21 protein-coding genes and 1 tRNA gene are annotated in these 22,418 nt (G+C 68.5%); 4 read left to right on the top strand and 18 right to left on the bottom strand.

The window, feature by feature from the left end; genetic code table 11:
• Positions 1-62 precede the first annotated feature (62 nt).
• Complete coding sequence (locus tag ASG07_RS08185; RefSeq protein ID WP_082474659.1) at positions 63-767, top strand: murein L,D-transpeptidase catalytic domain family protein; 705 nt, start codon at positions 63-65, stop codon at positions 765-767.
• Here ASG07_RS08185 and ASG07_RS08180 read toward each other — a convergent pair.
• From ASG07_RS08180 to nusB, 14 genes are all read right to left on the bottom strand, one after another.
• A complete protein-coding gene (locus tag ASG07_RS08180) occupies positions 713-1,822 on the bottom strand; it encodes a glycosyltransferase family 2 protein (RefSeq protein WP_055844289.1) in 1,110 nt (369 codons plus the stop codon). The genes ASG07_RS08185 and ASG07_RS08180 overlap by 55 nt on opposite strands.
• A complete protein-coding gene (locus tag ASG07_RS08175) occupies positions 1,819-4,308 on the bottom strand; it encodes a DegT/DnrJ/EryC1/StrS family aminotransferase (RefSeq protein ID WP_055844984.1) in 2,490 nt (829 codons plus the stop codon). The genes ASG07_RS08180 and ASG07_RS08175 overlap by 4 nt, the downstream gene beginning before the upstream one ends.
• A 110-nt stretch (positions 4,309-4,418) precedes the next feature.
• Positions 4,419-4,494: transfer RNA gene (locus ASG07_RS08170), tRNA-Phe, on the bottom strand.
• A gap of 28 nt (positions 4,495-4,522) precedes the next feature.
• On the bottom strand, positions 4,523-4,705 hold the full coding sequence (locus ASG07_RS08165) for a DNA gyrase inhibitor YacG (protein ID WP_236694600.1): 183 nt from the start codon (positions 4,703-4,705) through the stop codon (positions 4,523-4,525).
• A complete protein-coding gene (locus ASG07_RS08160) occupies positions 4,705-5,652 on the bottom strand; it encodes a hypothetical protein (protein WP_055844283.1) in 948 nt (315 codons plus the stop codon). The genes ASG07_RS08165 and ASG07_RS08160 overlap by 1 nt, the downstream gene beginning before the upstream one ends.
• Positions 5,645-6,238 carry a Maf family protein gene (locus ASG07_RS08155; RefSeq protein ID WP_055844281.1) on the bottom strand — a complete coding sequence of 198 codons (594 nt, stop codon included), beginning with the start codon at positions 6,236-6,238 and terminating at the stop codon, positions 5,645-5,647. The genes ASG07_RS08160 and ASG07_RS08155 overlap by 8 nt, the downstream gene beginning before the upstream one ends.
• A gap of 11 nt (positions 6,239-6,249) precedes the next feature.
• Entirely contained in the window at positions 6,250-6,495 is a 246-nt protein-coding gene (gene infA, locus ASG07_RS08150; RefSeq protein WP_055844981.1) for a translation initiation factor IF-1, read from the bottom strand.
• A gap of 202 nt (positions 6,496-6,697) precedes the next feature.
• Positions 6,698-8,410, bottom strand: a complete 1,713-nt coding sequence (locus ASG07_RS08145; protein ID WP_055844278.1) for a site-specific DNA-methyltransferase — start codon at positions 8,408-8,410, stop codon at positions 6,698-6,700.
• Between the two features lie 294 nt (positions 8,411-8,704).
• Positions 8,705-10,681, bottom strand: a complete 1,977-nt coding sequence (locus ASG07_RS08140; protein ID WP_055844275.1) for an alpha/beta hydrolase family protein — start codon at positions 10,679-10,681, stop codon at positions 8,705-8,707.
• A gap of 105 nt (positions 10,682-10,786) precedes the next feature.
• Positions 10,787-12,946, bottom strand: coding sequence for a sodium-translocating pyrophosphatase (locus ASG07_RS08135; RefSeq protein ID WP_055844272.1), 2,160 nt, complete (start codon positions 12,944-12,946; stop codon positions 10,787-10,789).
• A 90-nt stretch (positions 12,947-13,036) separates the two neighbouring features.
• Positions 13,037-13,936, bottom strand: a complete 900-nt coding sequence (thiL, locus tag ASG07_RS08130) for a thiamine-phosphate kinase (protein ID WP_055844269.1) — start codon at positions 13,934-13,936, stop codon at positions 13,037-13,039.
• Positions 13,937-13,990: 54 nt separating this feature from the next.
• Entirely contained in the window at positions 13,991-16,006 is a 2,016-nt protein-coding gene (locus ASG07_RS08125; protein WP_201780982.1) for a serine hydrolase domain-containing protein, read from the bottom strand.
• Between the two features lie 150 nt (positions 16,007-16,156).
• On the bottom strand, positions 16,157-16,336 hold the full coding sequence (locus ASG07_RS08120) for a DUF4169 family protein (protein WP_055844266.1): 180 nt from the start codon (positions 16,334-16,336) through the stop codon (positions 16,157-16,159).
• Positions 16,336-16,797: a transcription antitermination factor NusB gene (nusB, locus tag ASG07_RS08115; RefSeq protein WP_055844263.1), complete on the bottom strand. Its 462-nt coding sequence runs from the start codon at positions 16,795-16,797 to the stop codon at positions 16,336-16,338. The genes ASG07_RS08120 and nusB overlap by 1 nt, the downstream gene beginning before the upstream one ends.
• Before the next feature lie 127 nt (positions 16,798-16,924).
• Here nusB and ASG07_RS08110 point away from each other — a divergent pair, with 127 nt between their 5' ends.
• On the top strand, positions 16,925-18,067 hold the full coding sequence (locus ASG07_RS08110) for a transferrin-binding protein-like solute binding protein (protein ID WP_055844259.1): 1,143 nt from the start codon (positions 16,925-16,927) through the stop codon (positions 18,065-18,067).
• A gap of 24 nt (positions 18,068-18,091) precedes the next feature.
• The gene (locus ASG07_RS08105; RefSeq protein WP_055844256.1) at positions 18,092-19,441 is read left to right on the top strand and encodes a surface lipoprotein assembly modifier; all 1,350 of its coding nucleotides are present in this window, start codon (positions 18,092-18,094) and stop codon (positions 19,439-19,441) included.
• 14 nt (positions 19,442-19,455) lie between these two features.
• On the opposite strand, the gene ASG07_RS08100 is transcribed toward ASG07_RS08105, so the two are convergent.
• Genes ASG07_RS08100 through ASG07_RS08085 form a run of 4 tightly spaced genes read right to left on the bottom strand, consistent with a single transcriptional unit; the run spans position 19,456 to position 21,770 of the window.
• Positions 19,456-20,331, bottom strand: a complete 876-nt coding sequence (locus ASG07_RS08100) for an alpha/beta fold hydrolase (protein WP_055844253.1) — start codon at positions 20,329-20,331, stop codon at positions 19,456-19,458.
• The gene (locus ASG07_RS08095) at positions 20,328-20,780 is read right to left on the bottom strand and encodes an NUDIX hydrolase (RefSeq protein WP_055844251.1); all 453 of its coding nucleotides are present in this window, start codon (positions 20,778-20,780) and stop codon (positions 20,328-20,330) included. Before ASG07_RS08095 ends, ASG07_RS08100 begins: the two co-directional genes overlap by 4 nt.
• 1 nt (position 20,781) lies before the next feature.
• Positions 20,782-21,483: a glutathione S-transferase gene (locus ASG07_RS08090; protein ID WP_055844248.1), complete on the bottom strand. Its 702-nt coding sequence runs from the start codon at positions 21,481-21,483 to the stop codon at positions 20,782-20,784.
• Positions 21,483-21,770 carry a BolA family protein gene (locus tag ASG07_RS08085; protein WP_055844974.1) on the bottom strand — a complete coding sequence of 96 codons (288 nt, stop codon included), beginning with the start codon at positions 21,768-21,770 and terminating at the stop codon, positions 21,483-21,485. Before ASG07_RS08085 ends, ASG07_RS08090 begins: the two co-directional genes overlap by 1 nt.
• A 48-nt stretch (positions 21,771-21,818) precedes the next feature.
• Here ASG07_RS08085 and ASG07_RS08080 point away from each other — a divergent pair, with 48 nt between their 5' ends.
• Positions 21,819-22,412 carry a J domain-containing protein gene (locus ASG07_RS08080; protein WP_201780981.1) on the top strand — a complete coding sequence of 198 codons (594 nt, stop codon included), beginning with the start codon at positions 21,819-21,821 and terminating at the stop codon, positions 22,410-22,412.
• The last annotated feature ends 6 nt before the right edge of the window (positions 22,413-22,418 follow it).

Raw genomic sequence — 22,418 nt, 5'->3', positions numbered from 1 at the left:
AAAGTCATTCATTATCCGCTATAGCGAATCTTGCGGGGTTTGAACGACAAGTCGGAGCATCGATGCACGAGCAACAGGTGGAGCAGGGATCGGGTCTGGGTCGGCGCGCGCTGATTCGCAACGGTCTGGTCATGGTGGGGGCATTGGCAGTGCCGGGGACCGTGTCGTCGGCGACGCGGAAACTGACGGCACGCGATCTGAAACCGACGGGCCAGCCGCCGATGCCGGCGGAGGCGAAGGCGCTGGTGTCGCCGCGTGTGGTACGGCCCGACCTGTTCAGGAAGGCGCTCGCGGCGCTCCAGCAGCATGGCAGCCGCGTCGCGCAGCGCGACCGGATCGCCATCGCCGATTTCACCGCTGGCTCGTCGCAGCCGCGCTTCCATCTCGTCGACCTGCTGAACGGCAGGACGACGACGTTGTTGGTCGCGCATGGCAGCGGGTCGGACCCGTCGCATACCGGCTATCTGAAGCGCTTCTCGAACGACTTCGGCTCGAATGCGTCGTCCGAAGGCGCATTCGCGACGGCGGATTATTATGTCGGCAAGCATGGCCGGTCGCAGCGGCTGGTCGGGCTCGACCCGACCAACAACAACGCGCTGGGCCGCGCCATCGTGATCCATTCGGCGTGGTACGCCAACCCGGACATGGTGAAGTCGCACGGTATGCTCGGCCGCAGCCAGGGCTGTTTCGCAGTCGGCGAGCGCGATCTGGATCAGGTGTTCGCGCGGCTCGGGCCGGGCCGGATGATCTTCGCCGCCAAGGTCTGAAGCCCCAGATTGCGCGCCGCGCCGACCAGCCGCGACCAGGCGGGGGCGGCGGGCGCGGGGCTGCCGAGCGGGCCGTGGCGCATCGCCGCCATATCCGCGAGCGTCAGCGTTCCTTCCCGCAGCGCGGTGCGGCCGATTCGCGCCCAGCGGTCGGCGGTGTGCCAGTGGATCAGTCGACGGTCCGCCTCGCCGGGGCGAGTCTCCGCCAGATAGGCGTCGCGCAATTGCGCCAGCACGCCGCCGAGCAGCGCCAGCGTCGCGCGGTCCCGCACTGCCCGGCCGCCCATATTGTGGACCACCAGCGCCCGCGCCGCCGCCTCCGCCCGCTTCCCGAGCAGGGCGGCGTGACGTGCGGCCAGCACCTCTGTGGCGCTTGCTTCCATCCGGTCGCGATAGCGGCGGGAGATACCGCCCGCGTGCTGGCGATACCGGACCAGCGGCGCGTCGAGCCGGGCGATGCCGCCGAACGGCGCGACGCGGTGATAGAGGTCGAAATCCTCTGCATAGAGGATGTCGGGTCGGGTAAACGGATCGAGCGCGCGGGCGACCTCCCCGCGAACCATCACCGACGACCATGCCAGCGGATTTTCGATCCACGCCAGCCATCCGGTCAGCGCGGGCGAGGTGATCGGCGGGTAGGTGGAGGGCAGGACGCGGCCGTCGCGCAGGAACTCCACGGCGGTGCCGACCAGCGCGATATCGGGATGCGATTCGAGGAACGCGACCTGCGCCGCGAACCGGTCGGGGCGGCAGAGGTCGTCCTGATCCAGCCCGGCGACGTAGCGGCCGGTGGCGTGACGCAGGGCTTCGTTGCGCGCCCGGACGGGGCCGCCATTCTGCGGCAGCGCGATCAGGCGGACGCGTGAATCCGGCCATGCGGCAACGACGTCGCGCGTGGCATCGCTCGATCCGTCGTCGACGACGATCGCTTCCCAGTCGGGCAGGCTCTGGTCGCGCAGGCTGGCCAGCGTCTCGCCGATCAGGGCCGCGCCGTTATACGCGGCCATGACGACGCTGACCGTTGGCGTGCCGCTGACGGTGCGGGTGTGGCTCATGCGGCGGCGCGCGCGGCCTGTGCGAGGATCTGGTCGACGATCATCAGGCCGACATCGTTCTGCCACAGCCACAGGCCGTTCGCCTGCCCCACGAAACTGGCCTCCCCGCCCAGCGCGCCCCACGGCACGAAGCCGGCGGCAAGGCCGATGCCATAGGCGTCGGGCACGGGCTGGCCGTCCGCGCCGACGATGCGACAGTAACGGTCGACCATCGGTGCGCCCTCGTCCGCCGCAATCGCCAGCGGGCGCCCGTCGACACCGGTCAGTGGCAGGCCGATCGGGCGATAGCCGAGGGCTGCGACGACGAGGTCGGCATCGCGGACGATCGCGCGGGCGGTGGCGTCATCCTCTCCCGCGATCCGGTGGAGCGCGACGCGCGGATCGGGCGCGCGGCCATCCACGCCGAGCATCCGCAGCACGAGGTCGCGCGCCTCCAGCCGGAACCCGGCGAGACGATAGACGAAGCCCGAGACGGGACAGATGTCGTCGAGACCAAAATCGGTGAAACCCTCGGCGCGGGCGGCCTCCACGCTGTGGTAGAAGGGGCGCAGCGGCCGTCGGTGCAGCAACGTGATCGCGCCCGCGCCGAGCGGTAGCGCGGGTTGCCCTTTCAGCAGCAGCGCCACGCTGGTCAGGGCGCTGGTGGAGCCGCCGATGACGGCGATCTTCGGCGCTCGCCGGCGCGACAGGATGTCGGCGACCTGCGCGAACCCGCCCAGCGTCAGGACCGCATCGGACTGCATCAGCCGCTCGCCCGCCAGTTCGACGAGCGGTGCACCGGCGATGCGCTGCGTCGCCAGCCGGTCCAGCGGCTGATGGCCGCCGGTCGCGACGACCAGCGCGCGCGTCAGTCGTTGCACGGTCGCGCCATCGCGCAGGCGGCGCAACGTGACTCGCCACAGCCCGTCGCCGGTCCGCTCCGCACCCAGCGCCTCATGCCCGGTCAGGACGGTGCCGCCGTGATCGCGCACGACATCGGCCAGCCGCTCGCCGGTGGCGCGCAGCAGCGGGCCGACCTCGACCAGCGGCACGCCCAACGCATCGGCATGGGCGGCGACGGCGCGCCCTTCCGGCGCGTCGTGCAGGGCGGCGATGGCGGGATGCACATTGTCCTTTACCGCCGTCAGGAAGGTCTGCGCGGTCGAATCGGACGTGATCGCGTAGCGGCCGAGTCGGCCGCCGCCGATCTGGGCATCGCGCTCCACGACGATCAGGTCGCGCGCGAGATCGGGCAGCAGGCCGCGCTTGGTCGCGGCGGTGAGCAGCGCGGTGCCGGCGGGGCCGCCGCCGACGATCATCATCGGTGCGACGGCGGGCACGGATCGTAGGCGCGCCGGGATGCGCGCGACCGTCGTCAGCGCGGCGCAAGCGGTTTGGAGCGCGGCGACGACGCGGCGCGCGTCAGCCGCTGTCATCGCGTCCGTAATCGGCAGCGACAGGATACGCGCGGCGACGCTGTCCGCGACCGGCGTCGGCCGGCATTCGCCGACCTCGCGCAGCCACGGCTGCTGCCCCAGATGCGGGCTGAAATAGGTGCCGCAACCGACGCCGTCGGCGGCGAGGGCCGCGACGACCGCCTCGCGGTGCGGCGCAAGCGATTCGGGGAGCAGTACGGGCATGAACTGCACCGCGCGGCGGTGGCCCGTGACCGATTGCAACGCGACGTCGCCCAGTGCCTCGCGATACGCCTGCTCCACCGCCGCGCGCCCGTCGCAGATCGGCTGGATTCCGGTCAGCTTCTCGCGCGCCATCACCGCCAGCACTTCGGGCAGCTTGGCGTTGATGCCAGGCATCGTCGCAGAACGGCCGCCGGTGAAGCCGAAATTGGTCATCACGCGCAGCCGCTCGATCAGGTCGGCGTCGCCGCTGTGGATCAGGCCGCCCTCGGCCACCGCGAAGGTCTTGGTGGCGTGCATCGAATGGACCACGGCGAACGGGGCGTCGGCTCCGAAGCCGATCCCGCGATCGTCCAGCGTGCCGAGCGAGGCGGCGGCGTCGATCACCACGCCGACGCCGTAACGCCGCCGCAACCACATATAGCGATCGAGGTCGATGGCGTTGCCGAACGTCGCATAGGGAACGATGACAGCGATGCGGCCGGGCCGCTCGCGCAGCATCCGCTCCTCCCCGGCGGCGCACATCGCCCAGTCGTCCGGGTCGATGTCGATCACCAGTGGCTGGAGCCCGGCCCATTCCGCCGCCTGCGCCGTCGCCGCGAAGGTCAATGCGGGCATCAGCGCCTGCGCGCCGGGGCGATGGCGCAGACCCGCCGCCTCGCGGATCGCGATCATCAGGCCGAGCGTGGCGTTGGCGACGGCCAGGCTTGCGCCGCGACCGGCGAACAGCTGCATCGTCGCCTCCGCCTCGAACGCGCGCGCTTCGGGACCGTGATTGCTGTAGATGCCCGACGCCTCCACCCGCGCGAACGCCTCGCCCAGGCGGCTGGCGCGGGGCGGATTGGGGGCGATCAGGGGAAGCGGGATCATCGGCGGCATCCGGACGGGAAGGTCCGACGCCTATGGGCCGCCGCGTCCTAAGAAGCGGTTACGCGGTTAATCGATGATGAGCGGGGTCGACGAGTCTGGGGAGGAGGACGTGGTGCCCGGGGACGGATTCGAACCGCCGACACTGCGATTTTCAGTCGCATGCTCTACCAACTGAGCTACCCGGGCCAACCGTGGATCACGGCGAAGCGCGGCCTTAGTCGGGCGCGTAAGTCTTGTCCAGTCCGTCTTCGCCATCCTCGTCCGCGGGACCGGCGGGGATGCGATATCCCTCGCCCAGCCATTGCAGCAGGTCGCGGTCGCGGTGGCGGGCGGAGCAGAAGGGGCGGACGTCGGGGTCAGCGGGTTCTCCGCAGATCGGGCAGGTGATCCCGGCCATCAGCCGCTCTCCCATTCGTGAGTGATGCCGGTGCGGCGGGCCAGTTTGGCCAGCCAGTCGGGGCGGGTCAGGAGCTTCGCGTGGACGGCAGGGGGGATCCGGTGACGTCGCGGCGATCCGGGCGGCTCCCGCTCCAGCCGACGCAGCAGCGCGCGGGCGGCGGCTCCGGCAGGATCGGCGCGCAGCCGTTCAGGCAGCGAAGCGCGCGGGCGCGGGCGGATGATCTGGAGGAAGCCGAAGCCGTTGACGGCGGTACGCTCGAACGGTTGCGGCAAGGCATCGTCGATCGCGGCGGCAACGGTGTTGCGCAGCGTCTTGCCCTCGATCGTCGGGAAGTCGACGCCGATCGATCCGCCGATGCCGTGACGCATGATCGCGGCGGCGACGTGCGGCGCTGCGGCGAGCGCCAGCGCGTCGGCAGGGGGCGGCCCGTCGATATCGAACAGCGTCATCGCGGGCGTCGCGTACATCAGCAGCATGCCGCCGGGGAAGACGATGTCGCCGGTCCGTGCCTCCTCCAGCACCTCCGACCAGTCGGCCTGTTCCAGCCGGTCCGCCTCGTGCGCGCGATATTCACGGACCGGGTGGTCGGTCGCGGCGATGCGATCGCGCAATGTCGGGGCGGAAGCCGGAGCCGCGTCGGTGGCATAGGCGCGGGGCGGTTTGGTGCGGCCGGGTTCCGGGACCGATTCGCGGACGATCTCGACCGTCAGCGCCGCGCCCTGCGTGATGCCGGCGGGCAGTTTCGGGAGCCAGACCTCCTCGCCGGTCGCCAGCGTCGCGCGACCGCTGCGCCCGGGCAGGATTTCGGTCAGGCGCGCGGCGTGGATGCCGCCGACCAGCGGGCCGGCATCGTCCGGCTCGATCGCGGCGATCAGTATGCGATCGTCATCGATCAGCGCGGCGCGCGCCTCGCCGATTCCCGCCTCGTAAAGCCATTCAGGCAAGTGGCAGTCCGGCAGCCTTGAGGAGCGCGCGCGTCTCCGTCAGCGGCAGGCCGACGACGCCCGAATGGCTGCCGTGGAGGAAGCGCACGAACGCCTCGGCGCGCCCCTGGATCGCGTAGCCGCCGGCTTTTCCCTGTCCCTCGCCGCACGCGACATAGGCGTCGATTTCCGCATGCGTCAGCGGACGAAAGGCGACGACGGTGTCGGACAGCCGGCTGCGGATGCGGCCCTCCGCGTCGATCACGCATATCGCGGACAGGCAATGGTGACGGCGCCCCGACAGCAGGCGCAGCATCGCGGCGAGGTCGGCATCGTCGGCGGGCTTGCCGAGAATGCGGCGGCCGGCGGCGATCGTCGTGTCGCCCGCCAGCACGACCTCTCCGTCGTGACGTTCCACCGCCTGCGCCTTGGCCAGCGCGATGCGGGTGGCATAGGCGCGCGGTTCCTCGTCCCGCCGCGGCGTCTCGTCGACATCCGGCGCGGCGATGCGGGCAGGGGTAAGTCCCAGCCGGCCGAGCAGTTCCAGCCGGCGCGGCGATGTGGAGGCGAGAACCAGTCCGGGTATCGCCGCCCGTGCTTCGATCATCGGCCCGTCTACTACGACGGTCCGGGACCGCCGCGGCCGGGCATGAAGCGATAGGTGATGCGACCCTTGGTCAGGTCGTACGGGGTCAGTTCGACCAGCACCTCGTCACCGACCAGCACGCGGATGCGGTTCTTGCGCATCTTGCCGGCGGTGTGCCCCAGAATCTCGTGATCGTTCTCAAGCTGCACGCGGAACATCGCGTTGGGGAGCAATTCCACCACGCGGCCGCGCATCTCGAGCAGTTCTTCCTTGGCCAAACAAACCTCGTCAAAATCGGAATATATCGCGCCGCCCTTACGCCGATCGCACCACAAAGGAAAGGCGAGCGCGGAGCGCGGCCGATCCGGGAGTGCGAAAGGTCTGGCGAAGACGCCGTATCCGGGCGGCACACAGCGTATATAGTGTTCGGGGCGGGGGCGACAATGCTCGGCGGTCGCGAACTCCGGGATACCGGCGACGCTACAATAATCGCGTCTGCCGGGCCATGTCCTCCCGCCCGGCGCGGCGGACGGAGGCGGTGCGGTGAACGACGGGAAGGCGCGGGCGCTTGCCGTCCATCAACTCCTGCAACGTCATGATCTGCAGCCGTTCGAACGCCTGATCGGTCAGCGGATCGCGCCACGTGCCGGCCGACGCCGCCTCCTCGCGCATCGGGCGGGTCGGCGGCGTGACGGTCAGGAAAAGGCCGAACGGGGCCTTCTCACGCTCCATCGTGCCTTTCAGGTCGCGGATCATCGCCACCGAGACGTTCGCGCCGGCCTTGACCGACACCAGCGCCCGATCCGCCTTGCCCGTGGCGGACAGTTGCAGCCAGATCACCCCGTCGATGCCGCCGTCCGCGCCCTTCCTGCGACCGCCGAAGGGTTGCGCGTCGACCAGCGACACCACCCACCACTGGAACTGGTATTTGTCTCGCGCCGCCAGATCGAGCGCGGACGCCAGATCGCGCGGCGTCCCCTCGACGGTGAAGGCGATGGCCGGGAACGCATCCCGCAACCGCTTCTCGATCAGCGAGATGGCGAGATGCGTCACGTCGATCCCGATCCAGCGCCGGCCCAGCTTCTGCGCGGCATGGATCGCGGTGCCGCAGCCGCAGAACGGATCGAGGATGACGGCATCGGGATCGGACGAGGCGGCGATGATCCGTTCCAGCAGCGCCACCGGCTTCTGCGTCGGATAGCCGAGCCGTTCGTGGCCCGTGACCGGATAGATGTCGCCCCAGTCGTTCTGCAACGGCACGCCCGGCTGCTCGTCGAGATAGCGTTTATACTCGGGCATCCCCGACGCCGCATAGGCGAGCCGATCCTCACGCGCGAACGCCGCCATGTTCGTGCGGGAGAACGCCCAGAAACGCCCTTTGTAGGGGGGCACCTGCCGATACTCCCAACCCTCTCGCGGCGCGTGATGGTCGTCGTCCAGATCGGCCTCCCACGCGCCGCCGATCGGGCGCTTGACGGGCCAGCCATAGCTGACGTCGCCGCCCGGCTTCGCCGCGGTCAGGTCGCCACGCCGATAGCGTCGCCCGGCCGCGTCGACATGGCGGTACGCGCTGGCGACGTAGGATTGGTCGTAGGCGGTGTACTGCCAGTGCCAGGTCCAGTCGGCGGACTTGCTGTAGAACAGGATGACATCGCGGATATTGCCATATTGCGCGCGACCCTGCTTGCCGTCGTTGTGCGCGGACGATCGCCGCCAGTTGATCTCGGTGCGGAACGACGCCGCGCCGAACACGCCGTCCAGCAGCAGTTTCAGGTAATGGCTCGCGGTGGGGTCGCAGTGGAGATAGAGCGAGCCGGTGGGCTTCAACACGCGGTGCAGCTCGATCAGGCGGACCGCCATCATCGCCAGATAGGCCATCATGTCGTTGTCGCCGAGGAACCCGCGCATCGCGTTCAACAGATCGAAGGTGCGGGCGTGGCCCCTGCGCCGGACATCGTCGAACGCCTCTTCCGCGGCCGCATTCCAGTGCCAGCTATCCTCGAACGCGGCGATCTGCGCATCGGCATGGCCGCCGGTCGGCGATTTGAACAGGACGTTGTAGGTGGCGTTCGAATTGAACGGCGGATCGAGATAGATCAGGTCGACGCTCTCGTCCGCGATGTCGCGCCGCAGGACGACGAGGTTGTCGCCGTAGAATAGCTGGTTCGCGGGCCGGTTGCCGGGGGGCGTCATGCCCGGCAGACAATCGCACGACGTCGATCACGTCACGACCAAGTGGCTCGGTTCCGGACCTTTCTCCCGCGAATGGCGCCATAACGGACAATGTTCGTCAGGCGGCGAAGCGCACGTGACGCGATCGCGTAAGGAGCGCGCCACCGGCGACGCCCATGCCGGCGAGCATCGGCGCCCAGGGGCCGGCATCCGTGATCTGTTACGCGTTTACGATGTGGCTGTCGCGAGACTCGCGATGTTGGGCGCAGTGAATGTGACCCAGCAAATCAACGCCATGCACCACGACCACCCGATTTATCGTATCATCGTTGCGGTCAGGAACGCGTCGGCCCTCGCCAGCATGTCGGTTCGCACCGCACTGTCGCGAAGCTGATGGTCGATGCCGGGATAGACGACCAGCCCGGACGATTTTTTCGCCGCCTTCAATTGCCTGTCCATGGCCCGCGACTCGCCCACATCGACGTTGATGTCCTTGTCGCCGTGGAACATCAGTACCGGTGCCTTGAAAGCCGCGGCGTGGCGGGCTGGGGAACCCTCCTCCAGATGCGGCCCGTCGCCGATATAATTGCGCGCCAGTGTCGTATTCGTGAAGCCCACCTTTTCGGCGCGCAGCATGCCCAGATCGGTCACCGGCGCGATCGCGACGACGGCCTTGAACAGATCGGGGGCGACGACCTGGCTCTGGAGCGCGGGATAGCCACCATAGGACCAGCCGACGATCGCGAGCTTGGCCGGGTCCGCGATCCCCTCTGCGACCAGCCAGCGTCCGGCATCGGTCACGTCGCCGATCGCGGTCTTCCATGACTTGAAGCCGTTCTGCTGGAACCATTGCTGGCCGTATCCGGCGGAACCCCGATAATTGGGCTGGATGACCGCATAGCCGCGATTGACGAAGAACTGCGCCAGCCAGTCGAAACCCCATTCGTCACGTGCCGCCGGTCCGCCGTGCGGCATGACGATCGCCGGCAGGTTCTTGCCTGTGCCACCGGGCGGCAGCGTCAAATAGGCGGGGATCATCGTGCCATCCGCTGCCCTGTAGCTGATCGGCTTGACCGTACCCAAGGTCACGCCGGCGAGTTCGGGTCGATCCTGACCAAGCGGACTAAGGCTCTTGTTGTTGGAATCGAACAGGAAGTAGCGACCCGGATCGGTGTCGCTGGCGGCGTAGACCAGGTGGACCTGCTCGTCGGCGCTGGAATCCACGACGCGGATCAGCGGCAGGGCGGGGAGGGCGCGACCAAAGCCTGCGACGAGCTTCTTGAACTCGGGATCGAAGATCGTGCTGCTGTGATCGTCCGACGCATAGCTGGCGGCGACGACGCGACCGGATCGACCGATCCGGACGACGCCGCTGACATCGACATCGGCGTTCGAATAGGCGAGCTCTTCCTTGCCGCTGCCGTCGAGGGTGATGCGATATAGCGCGTCGCGACCGTTCAGGCCTTTCAGCACATACGCTACATTGGCGGTACTATCGATCGCGACAGGATAGATGCCCGTCTCCGTGACTGAATTGTAGGTGCCGAGCGGCAGCCAGTCGCGCTTGCCCGGCTGGCGATAAAAGATTTCGGTAATGCCGCGCGTCTCGGCCGAGAGACGCTGATTGTCGAGCATCATCAGGCGGATCGTGCCCTTGCCATCGCCCAGATAGCCGGTGGCGCGGGGATGCGCGCCCTCGACATGGTCGACTTTGCCGGTGCGGGTGTCGATCAGGTCGACCCCCAGCCCGTTCGCGATGCCGCCGGAGAAGTTCGCCTCGGCGCGGGCCGGGATGTAGTTGCGCGCGATCAGGACATTGTCCGACGCTCCGTCGCGCCAGTCGACGACGTAGCCGTCTGACTGGCTGGCGTACAGCTTCACTCGCTCCTTCGTGCCGAGCGAGATCGGGTCCGCGCCATCCGCACCGAAGGCGATGAGCCGCTGATAGGCGAGATATCCGCCCATCGCGACATTGGATATGCCGTACAGTGAGCAGACGAGGCGTGCGTTCGATGCCCAGCCGCAGGTCGTCAGCGTCATCGGATCGCCCTTGGCGTAGTTGATCGCCTTGGCGCTGCCCGTCTGCATATCGAGCAGTTGCACCACCGTCGATTGCACCGGGCCGGGCACGACCATCGCGACCTTGGAGCCGTCGGGCGATAGGCTGGCGTCGATGACGTGTTCGCGCGCGCCGAATGCTGCGGCGGCGGCCTTGGCGTCGAGATTGACCTGTGCCGTCGCGGACGCGCCGACCGACAGCGCGGCCAAGACCACCACATACGCATATTTCATGAAGACTGCCCCCGATCGACCGGCGTCCTGCCGGCCCGATTCTTCCCCTTCGATCAACCTAGCGTGGATCAGCCGGGTGGGTCAGTCGCCCCCCGCCCGACCGGATCACCCTGCGCCACCTCCGGCGAGGGCAGCGAGCAGCAGGAGGGCGACGATGTTGGTGATCTTGATCATCGGGTTCACGGCGGGGCCGGCGGTGTCCTTGTACGGATCGCCGACGGTGTCGCCCGTGACGGCGGCCTTATGCGCCTCCGATCCCTTGCCGCCGTGATTGCCGTCCTCGATGTATTTCTTGGCATTGTCCCACGCACCGCCGCCGCTGGTCATCGAGATCGCGACGAACAGGCCCGATACGATCACGCCGAGCAGCATCGCGCCCAGCGAGGCGAAGCCCTGCGCCTGCCCCGCCACCGCGGTGATGATGAAATACAGGGCGATGGGGCTGACGACCGGCAGCAGCGAGGGGCCGATCATCTCCTTGATCGCGGCGCGGGTGACGAGGTCGACGGTGCGGCCATAGTTGGGGCGCGTCGTCCCCTCCATGATCCCCGGATTGTCGCGGAACTGGCCGCGGACTTCCTCCACCACCGCGCCCGCCGCACGACCGACGGCGGTCATGCCGAACGCGCCGAACAGATACGGCAGCAGCGCACCGAGCAGCAGGCCGACGATGACGTACGGATTCGACAGGCTGAAATCGACGGTCAGATTGGGGAAGTAGGTCGCCAGATCGGTCGTGTACGCGCCGAACAGCACCAGCGCCGCGAGACCCGCCGAGCCGATCGCATACCCCTTCGTCACCGCCTTCGTCGTGTTGCCGACCGCGTCGAGCGCGTCCGTGCGGTGGCGGACGTCGTCCGGCAGGCCCGCCATCTCGGCGATACCACCGGCGTTATCGGTGACCGGCCCATAGGCGTCGAGCGCCACGACCATGCCCGCCTGCGACAACATGGCGGTGGCGGCGAAGGCGATGCCGATGATGCCGGCAAGTTGATAGGCCACGACGACAGCGACGACGATCACCAGCGTCGGCAGCGCGGTCGATTCGAGGCTGATCGCCAGCCCTTGAATGACGTTGGTGCCATGGCCGGTTTCGGACGCCTTCGCGATCGACTTGACCGGGCGATAGGCCGTCCCGGTGTAATATTCGGTGATCCACACGATCAGGCCGGTCACCGCCAGCCCGACGAGCATCGACCAGAACAGATCCATGCCCGTGAACGACGCAGCGGTCGCCGGAGCGACGCTGGTCGTCAGGTCGTCGGTCGCGGCGTCGAGGAAGCCCGCGCCGCCGATCACGGCGTTGAGGTCGCCCAGCGTATAGACGCACGCAACGTAGATCGCGGGGATCGACAGCAGCGCGGAGGTCCAGAACCCCTTGTACAGCGCGCCCATGATCGAGCCCCTGGCCCCGAGCCGGACCATGTAGGTGCCGATGATCGAGGTGATGATGCACACGCCGCCGACGATCAGCGGCAGGCTCATCAGGCGCAGCAGTTCTGCCGCGCTCGCCTGGATCAGCAGCGCGATCGAGATCATCGTGACGCCGAGCGTGACGACATAGGTTTCGAACAGGTCGGCGGCCATGCCCGCGCAATCGCCGACATTGTCGCCGACGTTATCCGCGATGACGGCGGGGTTGCGGGGGTCGTCCTCCGGAATGCCCGCCTCGACCTTGCCGACGAGGTCCGCGCCGACGTCGGCCGCCTTGGTGAAGATACCGCCGCCCAGTCGGGCGAAGATGGAGATCAGCGATGCGCCGAACGCCAGCGCGGTCAGCGCCTCGACGATGATGCGGTCGTTGGGCGCGTGGCCGGCGGGGCCGACCAGATACCAGAAGAACATGCAGATCGAGAGCAGGCCGAGGCCGGCGACGAGCAGGCCGGTCACCGCACCCGAGCGGAAGGCGGTGGTGAGTCCCCCTTGCAGCGAGGTGCGTGCCGCCTCCGCCGTGCGGACGTTCGCGCGGACCGAGATGTGCATCCCGACATAACCGGCTACGCCCGACAGGATCGCGCCGATCAGGAAGCCGACGGTCGACAGCAGGCCGAGAGTGAAGGCGAGGATGACGGCGACGATCGCGCCGACGATGGCGATGGTGGTGTATTGCCGGCCCAGATATGCCTTCGCCCCCTCCTGAATGGCGGCGGCGATGTCCTGCATCTTCGCGTCGCCGGCGGGTTGGCGCAGCACCTGGCCGCTGGTCACGAATCCATAGAGTACGGCAATCAGGCCGCAGACCATGGCGATATACACCGTCGTCATGCCTATCCTTCCCCTGCTGGGCGACGTCCCCACGGTCTGTGCCGCGCGGATCGTTCGCCGAGATTACGGGGAAGGTATCAGGGGAGGACGCTAACGCAAGCGGCTTGGCGCGTCGTGAAGCCAGCCGAGCCGATCGGGCAGCGCGATCACGACATCACCGTCGTGAAGGGACAGGCCGGCGCCCGGGGCGAACGCGCCGATCCGGGTCGCGGGAACGGGCGGGTCCCGGTCTGTCGCGAACAGCAGCTGATAGTCGTCGCCGGCGGTCGCCGCGGCGATCCTGTCGTCCCCGGCAAAGGCGATATAGTCAGGGGACAGCGGCACGGCGGCGAGGTCGATCGCGACGGCGAGGCCGCTGGCGTCGGCGATGCGCGCGGCGTCGATCAGCAGGCCGTCCGACACGTCCATCATCGCATGGACCACCGGGCCGAGCGTGCGGCCATCGGCGAGTCGCGGCTGCGGGCGGCGATACGCGGCGAGAAGCGACGATGGCCCCGCTTGCCCCTGCGCGATCGCGAGCCCCGCGCCGGCATCGCCGATCGTGCCCGTCACCCACAGCGCATCGCCCGCCCGCGCGCCGGAGCGCGGCGGGGCGGCGGCGTCGCGACCGATCGCGGTGCAGGTCAGCACGCGCGGTGCGCCGGGCGGCAGCGATACCGTGTCGCCGCCGATCAGCCGCACGTCATGCGCCATCATGATCTCCCGCAATCCCTTCAGCAGGTCGCGATCCCGATCGGGATCGGACAGCGGCAGGTTGAGCAGGATGCCCTCGACCAGTGCCCCCTTGGCGGCAAGGTCGGACAGGTTCGTCGCGACCAGTTTCCACGCGACGTCGGCGGCGGGATCGGTCGACAGGAAATGTACGCCCTCGACCAGCGTGTCGGTCGTCATCACCAGCCCGCCGACGACGGCGGTGTCGTCGGTCAGCCCCCGCGCACCGGAGTGGAGCGGCAGCGTGCGCAGGGCGGCGATGAAGTCGGCTTCGGTCACCCGTGCAGGTGTAGGGCGGGGCGGGCCGTCGCGCCACCGCCCCGCCCGAACCGGTCAGGCCTCGACGAACACGAATTCGTGCTGGCCGTCGCGCGCGGTCAGCGTGCGCTTGCCGTCCTTCGTGCCGACCACCATCGGGAAGAACAGCAAGGTCGGATCGAGTGCGACGAAGCTGGTCGTGCCGTCGTCGTTGCGGCGCGTGCCCACCGGCGAGGCGATCGAGCGGAAGTCGAAGGTCACGCCCTCGCCCTTGCGCGTCACCGTCACGCGGCCGAGGTCGGCGTTGACATAGGCGGATGCCAGCGCGGCGGCGGCCTTCGCGTCGGGCGTCGGCGAGACGCGCTTGCGCTCCTCGGCGATCTCGGCGTGATAGCGTTTGGCGGTGGCGGCCACGTCGTCCGCTGCCTCCGGCCTGCCATCGTAGAGCAGTTCGAGCAGGCGGCGCATGAACGGGCGCAACATGCCCTGCCCATTGTCGGAATTGGTCAGGATCACCGCGCCGATATCCGCGCCGGGAATGATGACGATGTCGGTCTTGTACCCGGCCAGGCTGCCGCCGTGATGGACGACGTCGATGCCGTAGTCGCGATCGACCTGCATGCCCATGCCATAGACGCGGTCCTCGCCGACCGGCACATTGGCGACGCGGCGCTGGAGCAGGTTCTTTGCGGAGACGTACTGGCGACCGTCATCCAGCCTGCCTTCGTTCAGTTCGAACCGGACATAGCGGATCATATCGTTGGCGGTCGACCACGCCCCGCCCGCCGCGCCGTAGCGGGTGAAGGCGTAATTCAGGCGCATCCCTTGTCCAAGCATCGGTTCCGGCACGCCGTCGATCGAATCGCCGTGCGGGCGCGCCCAGTCGCCCTGCGTCGCCTTGTCGAAGTCGAGCGTGGTGCGCGTCATGCCGAGCGGCGACCAGACCTTGTCCGTCATCGCCTTTGACAGGGCCGCGTCGAGGTCCATCGACGGATAATAGAGGTGCCCGCCGATATAGCCGGCGGCGGAGGCCATCAGATTGTTGTACTGGAACACCTCACCGAAGCCGCTGGTCGGCTCCGTCGCCGCCAGCTGCCGGAACGTATCCGCCGCGCCGCTTTTCGGGTCGGAGTTCAGGATCACCTGCATGTCCTTGCGCGGCAGCCCGGTGCACGCGCAGACGAGGTGGCGGACGAGCACCTTGCTGGTTGTCTGCGGGCTGCCGAGCTTGAACGGCGCATAGACCTGCGTCACCGGCTGGTCCCAGGCCAGCTTGCCCTCATCGACCAGTTTGGCGAGCATCAGCGTCGCCATCCCCTTGGTATTCGACGCGACGGCGAATTCGCTGTCGGCGTCGATGGGCGTCGGGTCACCGAGCAGGCGGACGCCGAGCCCGGTCGCGTAGATCGTCTTTGCGCGGGTCGTCAGCGCGAATGCCGCGCCGGGTACGCCGAGGTCCTTCATCCCCTGTTCGACGAAGCTGCGCAGCTCCGCGATCCGGGCAGCATCCATCGGATGCGCGGTCCGGCCGGCGAAACTCTCGCGCGAATAACCGGCGGGGCGGATGCTCTGCTGCATCAGCCCAAGCGCCGCGCCGCGTTTTTCGGCGGTCGCCTCCGACCCGTCGGCCAGCATCACCGTCCAGCCCGTGCCCTTGCGCAGCGCCATCGCGATCAGGACGCGCTTCTCGTTGGGCGATACCTCGTAATCGAGGACCTGACGTTCCTCCCAGCCATTGCGGGGCGGACGAGCGGTGACCAGCTTGGGCGTGCGGGTCTGGGCGGGACGCCATGCCTGCCACGCGGCGAGCGTGGCGGCGCGGGCATCGGCCGCGGTGGCGACATCGACCACGGCGAGGCGCATGTCACCCTCCGGCGCAGTCAGCTCCACGAACGTCGCGCCGGGTGCGGAGGTCCAGCCGCCGGGAGCGGTGACGGTGACGCCGGCCGGCGTCCTTTCCGGCCGGTCGCCGGCGGCGGGCGACGGTGCCGCCGCGGACGCGGGCACCGCTGGCGTCGCGGTGGTCTGCGCGACCGCAAGCGAGGCGGTCCCCGCGAGCAGGATCGCGCAGGTGGCATGAACAGGACGCATGATCGTGACTCCCCCCAGAGTGATGCGGGAGTTTACGGCGTGATGTCGATGCTGGCAATTGCGTGCAGGGACGGGATCATCGTACGAAGTTCTTTATGGGATGCCGATGTTGCTTCATTCTCGACGTGACGACGCAATGGTCTGCGCCGGCTATTCCCGCTCCAGTTTCGCGCCGTCCAGCAACGCCTTGCGACGGTCGGCGTCGGCGATGTCCGCCGCCTTCTGCGCCCTGGTGCGGCCGAACGCGACGCTGTTGGCGGCGGCGGTCGCCTTTGCGGCGTCGCGCGCCTTCGCCTTCCGGGCGCGGTTGAGATTGACGATGTCGGTCATCAGCCTTTCGCGCGGGCGTCCCTGGCGATCGCGTCGAGCAGGCCGTTGACGAAGCCCGTCTCGCGCTTTTCGTAGAAGGCGTGCGCCACGTCGACATATTCGCTGATGACCGCGCCGACCGGCACGTCGCGCCGCGCGAGCAATTCATAGGTGCCCGCGCGCAGGATCGCCTTCATCGGCTTGTCGAGTCGCGTCAGCGTCCAGCTGGCGGTCAGCTTCTCCTCGATCAGGCGGTCGACCTCGGCCAGCCGGGCGGCGGCACCCTTCACCAGATCGTCGAAGAACATCACGTCGGCCTCGGCATATTCAACGTCCTCGATCGTCGCGCCGATGCGATGGTGATGGAATTCATGCAGCAGGGCGGGGATCGCCGTCCCCTCCATCTCGTGCTGATACAGCGCCTGGACGGCGGCAAGGCGAGCGGCGGCGCGCGCCTTGGTTCGTGCGGAGGTACGGGACATGCGCGCGCTGTAAGCCGATGCGCGCGCGCCGTCACCCCCGGTCGCGGAGGGTCGCGCGGGGTTGAGAGGTTGTTAACCACAGCGATGTAATCCCGCGCTCGACGATTTCCCGGGACAGGAATTACCGATGCGCGCGACGATCATGGCCCTTGCTGCACTCCCGCTGGTCGCCTGTGGCGGATCCGGTGGCGGTGGTGTCGCGTCGATCGGCTCATCCGCCGGGGCGACCGGTGGCACGGCCACGCCGACGCCGGCCGCTACCCCCACGCCGACTGCGACACCGACGCCGACGGCACCGGTCGCCACGCAGGCGAACCTGTTCGACGTGAAGACGGCGACGACGTTCGATGCGGTCGGTGCGATGCACGCGATGACGGTCGATAAGGACGGGCGCGAGATGTATACCGGGAACGCCAGCACCGTTGCGGCGCCGTCCGGTACGATCAGCTACGATCCACGGGACGGTGTGTTCGTGCTGTCGCTGGGCGATGCCAAGTCGGGCGTGACGCGCGATGTCACGTTCCAGGACCCCCGCCACCGGACCACCTCCGATCCTCAGGATGTCGAACGTCAGGTGCCGCTACTGGCGGGCTTCAACTATCTGCACGTTCTCGACGGCAAGGTGCCGCTGACGTTCTTCTACCAGCGTCCCAACAGTTCCGGCGCGTTCGTGTCGCTGGCCGGGTTCGAGCGGAACGAGAGGACCGACGACGGGACGACCATTTCCGAACAGGGCGTGCTCGTCTTCGGCTCCCGCAGCACGGCGTTGCAGACACCGACCAAGGGCAGCGCCCGCTTCGATGGCCAGTTCCTGGCGACGATGGTGATGCAGCAGGGCGGCAGCCCGTCGGTCCAGCAATGGCTGAACGGCACCAGCGCCGTCGATGTCGATTTCGGCAAGCGCAGCCTGACGCTCGCCCTGTCGGGTACCGTCGGGCCGGGGTTCTTCAAGGATGCGCCGATCACCGATGCGGCGCTCACCATCCCTTCCGGCGCAACATTCGCGGCGACCGGGTCGGCCAGTTGGACGGCGGCATCGACGGCCTTCGCCGGTACCTTCGCATCGGCCGGCTTCACCAGCGGCGGTATCGCGGTGCCGATCGACTTCACGTCGGTCAGCGCGGGCACCAGCAGCGCCGGGGCGAGTTCGATCGACGGCACCTTCTATGGCCCGGACGCGAAGAACATCGGCGGCAATTTCCGCATCGTCGGCGGCATTCCCAACCAGCGGGTCGACATCATGGGCGGCTTCGTCGGCGGCAAGAAGTAAGCGGTTCAGACGGAGCGACGAGCGATGCGGATCGTGGGGATGAGCGTGGCGGCGCTGTGCGTCGCGGCGGCCCCCGCATTCGCCGCCCCCGGGCAAAGCTGCTCGGGCGGCACCTGCCGGATCACGCTGACGCCGCCGCAATTGCTGGCGGCGGCGGAGCGGTTGATCGGGGAGCAGCATTTCGCGGAGGCGAAGCCGCTGGTGGAGGCGCTGCGCCTCGCCCCCGGCTATAGCCTGCAGACACGCTTTCTGGGCGGGCTGATCGCGGCGCGCACCGGTGACCATGCCCGTGCGGCGGATCAGTTCATGGCGATCCTGGCGGACGATCCACGCCAGACGCGCGTCCGGCTGGAGCTGGCGCAGGCGCTGATGGCCCTGAAGAAGACCGCCAGCGCCGATCGCCAGCTCAGGATCGCGCAACAGGATGCCGATCTGCCGCAACAGATCGCCCGCACCATCCGCACCGTGCGCGACACGATCCGCAGCGGACGGGCGTGGCGGCTGGATTTCAACATCGGCCTCGCGCCCGATACCAACATCAACAACGCCACCACGGCGCAGTCGATCACCGTGCTGCTCGGCGATCAGGCGTTCCTCGCCGAACTGAACGAGGATGCGAAGGCGCGCTCCGGTCTGGGCCAGACCGCGCAGCTATCCGCCGGATTGCGTCTGCCGGTCGCACCGGACGTGTCGGCGCTGGCGGAGTTCGATGCGAACGGGACCAATTACGGTGGTCGCCGCTTCGACGACTATGCGGTCCAGCTCGCCGGCGGTGCGGAGTACCGGCTGACCCCGACCAGCAGCGTCTCGCTGGAGGGGGTGTACGCGCGGCGCTGGTATGGCGGCGACGCGACGACGGAGCAGGTCGGCGTCCGCACCGGCGGGCAGATGATGCTCGGGAAGCGCGACCGGTTCGGCTACCAGATCGACGTGCGGCACGTCCGCGCATTCTTCGATCGTGGCTATGACGGGTGGCAGGGCGGCGTGTACGGCACGCTGGAACATGCGCTGACGCGGACGATCGTGATGTCGGCGGGGCCGTTCGTACGGCGCGACTGGCTGCGGCAGAAGCCGTTTTCCAACACCGAGATCGGCGGCAATGTCGGCGTCGGCGGCGAACTGCCCCACGGCTTCAACGTCGGCGGCAGTGTCGGCCTGTCGCGGGCGATGTTCGATGCGCCGTTGCCGATCTTCGACCTCGACGCGCGGCGCGATACGCGGCTGGTGGTGCGGACGACGTTGGGCAACCGCAAGATCCGGCTGTTCGGATTCTCGCCGCAGGTGAACTGGACCTACAACGACATCGATTCGTCGCTGAAGCTGTACGGGATCGAACGCAGCCGGTTCGAGGTGACGCTGGCGCGGTACTTCTGAACCGCACCCGCGCGTCAGATACCCCAGTCCCGCATCGCGCGGATCACCGCCTCCGGATGCTGCCACGGTACGAAATGGCCGGCATCGACCGTCGCGACGGTCAGGTCGGGCACCAGCGCGTCGAGACCCTCCAGTTGCACCGGCAGCAGCGCCTTGTCCTGCGTGCCCCAGACGACGAGCGTCCGTTGCGTCACGGGCGGGAAGGGACGGTCGAGGAACGCGGGCCGGGGTGCATCCTCGCCGGGCGCCGGCACGACGATGTTCGACGCGCGATACCAGTTGAGCATCGCCGTCAGCGCGCCCGGTTGCGACCATTCGTCCAGATACGCCGCCTTGTCCGCCCCCGCGATCGCGGTGGCGACGTGGCCCGCGAAGCTGGTCGAGAGGAAATGCTCCAGCCCCTTTGCGAGGATGCTGCGGTCGAGGTTCGTGTCTCGGAAGCGGGTGATGTACTGGCTGGCGGCGCGCTGCTCCGCGTCCTCGAACAACGACCGCTGGAAGACATAGGGGTGCGGCGCGTTGACGATCACCAGCCGCTCGACCCGGTCGGGCCGGGTCAGCGCCGCCATCCACGCCACCGCGCCGCCCCAGTCATGGCCGACCAGCGTGAAGCGGCCGATGCCGAGCTCGTCGGCCAGCGCGATCAGGTCGCCGACGATCCGGTCGGGGCTGTAATCCTCGACCGCGGCGGGCTTGGACGAGCGGGCATAGCCGCGCTGGTCGGGCACGACGATGAAGTGGTCGCGCGCCAGATCGGGGACGATATGCCGCCACGTCCGGTGCGATTCGGGGAAACCGTGGAGCAGGATCACCGGCGGCGCATTGCGGTCGCCCGCGGTCTGGACGTCGAGGTCTACGCCGGTCGAGAGCGGATAACGCGTCAGGGTCATGCAACCTCCACCGGGTGGTCCGTCGCGGCCAGCATGGCGGTCAGGTCGACGGGAAAGATCGGTTCGGCGTGGCCGGCGATGTCGTCGCGTTCGAACCAGCGCCACTCGGTTATCACGCGGCGTTCCAATGGCGTATGGCCCGCAGGATCGACGTCGCAGGTGTCGATATCGACACGGAAATATCGCTCGTCGGCCTGCACCTCGACACCCTCCAGCGTCAGGAACTCGACCAGCCGGCGTGCGACCTCCGGTCCACAATCCCGGTCGAGGCCAACCTCCTCGCGCAATTCGCGGCGGGCGGCTTCGGGGTAGCTCTCACCCGGATCGACCGCCCCGCCCGGCGTCACCCAGAAGGGCGGCCGGCCGTCCTCCGGCACGAAGCGGAACAGCAACGTCCGGCCACAGCCGTCGACCAGCAGGATGCGCGCGGCGGGGCGCTGTCGGCGCATGTCAGGCGGCGTCCAGTTCGGGATAGTGGCGGAAGATGCCATCCTCGTTGAACGCCAGTCGGCGGTCGCTCTTGAGATAGGCGCGGATGCCGGGCAATGCCGCGACCCGGCCGTGGAGCGCCACCAGACCGGGATAATTCGGCTCCAGCGTCACCATGCGCTGCGGGAACATGTAGCGCAGCCCCTCGAACAGCTGGAACAGCGACGTGTCGGCATAGGTCCAGCGATGATCGACCAGCCAATCGGCGCCGTTCAGCGCATCCTCGAAATAGGTCAGGAACTTCGGCAGGCGCTCGTTGCGGAACTGCGCGGCGGTGCGTTCGGCTTCCGGTTTCTGGTCTTCGTAATAGTCTCCCGTGGCGACCGGGTGATGGACGTCGTGAACCTCCGCGACGAGGTCGGTGATCGTCAGCTGGATCTGGTTCAGCCACAGCCGGTCCGCGATCGACGACGGCGCGAGGCCGTGGCGTTCGCCCAGATACATCAGGATGTTGGCGACTTGCGCGATGACGAGCCCGTCGCAGTCGAGATAGGGCGGCGCGAACGGCGTGCGGTCCTGTCGCGTCTCCATATCGTCGAGCAGCGCCTCCGCGCCCTCCTCCCGCGCGCGATCGCGATACGCGATGCCGCCACCCTCCAGCGCCAGCCGCACGAATTCGCCACGGCCCTGGATGCCCGGCCAGTACCACAGGTCGCAGGACATCAGGCGTCTCCCGGTGCGCGGGCCCGGATCGCGAGCGCGTGGATGCGGGTCGCGAGCAGGTCGGCGAGCGCATGGTTGACGAGCCGCTGGCGCGCAACGCGGGACTGGCCGGCGAAGGCGTCGGCGACGATGTCGACGCTGAAATGCGACTCGCCCGTGCCGTCGTCGCCCATATGGCCGCGATGCTGCGCGCTGTCGTTGCTGACGGTCAGATGCGACGGGGCGAGCGCCTGCGTCAGGCGATCGGCGATGATCCGGTCGAGCGGGTCGGTAGCGGTGATGTCCATCGGCTCCTACATAGCCGGTTTGACGGCAGGGATCGAATAAACAAGGTCATGGAACGGAAGGAACGACCCGCCGCCCGGTTTCACGGGCGGGTCGAAGCGAATGGACGACCCTGCGCGCAGCCGGGCTGCGAGGAGCCGGGCGAGTTCCGCGCGCCGCCGCTGGAGGGTGCGAGCGACGGCGGGCCGCCGCGCTTTCGCTGGATGTGCCTGGATCATGTCCGGGCGTTCAATGCCGGCTACAACTTCTTCGACGGCATGACCGCGGACGAGATCCACAACGCCCAGCGCCCGACCGCCGGCTGGGAGCGCGAGACGCGTGCCTTCGCACGGGCGGGCAGCGGCGATCAGGGGCCGCGCTGGGCCGATTTCCATGACCCGCTAGACGCCATCGCCGCACGCTATCGCCGCGAAACCGCCCCCGAACGCAACGACGGCAAGCCGCTGTCGGGGCAGGATCGCGCCAGCCTGAAAGTGTTGGGGCTGGCCCCCGATGCCGACCGCGCCGGGCTGCGACGGCGCTATTCGGAACTGGTCCGCAAGTTCCATCCCGACCGCAACGGCGGCGACCGCAGTCACGAAGGCGAGTTGCAACGGGTGATCGCGGCGTACCAGCAGTTGCGACAGGCCCCGGCCTTCGTCTGACTGCGG

The sequence above is a fragment of the Sphingomonas sp. Leaf343 genome, assembly GCF_001423765.1.
GTDB lineage: Bacteria > Pseudomonadota > Alphaproteobacteria > Sphingomonadales > Sphingomonadaceae > Sphingomonas.
Note: the sequence above shows the minus strand (reverse complement) of the source record. Positions and strands in the feature narration are given on the sequence as shown.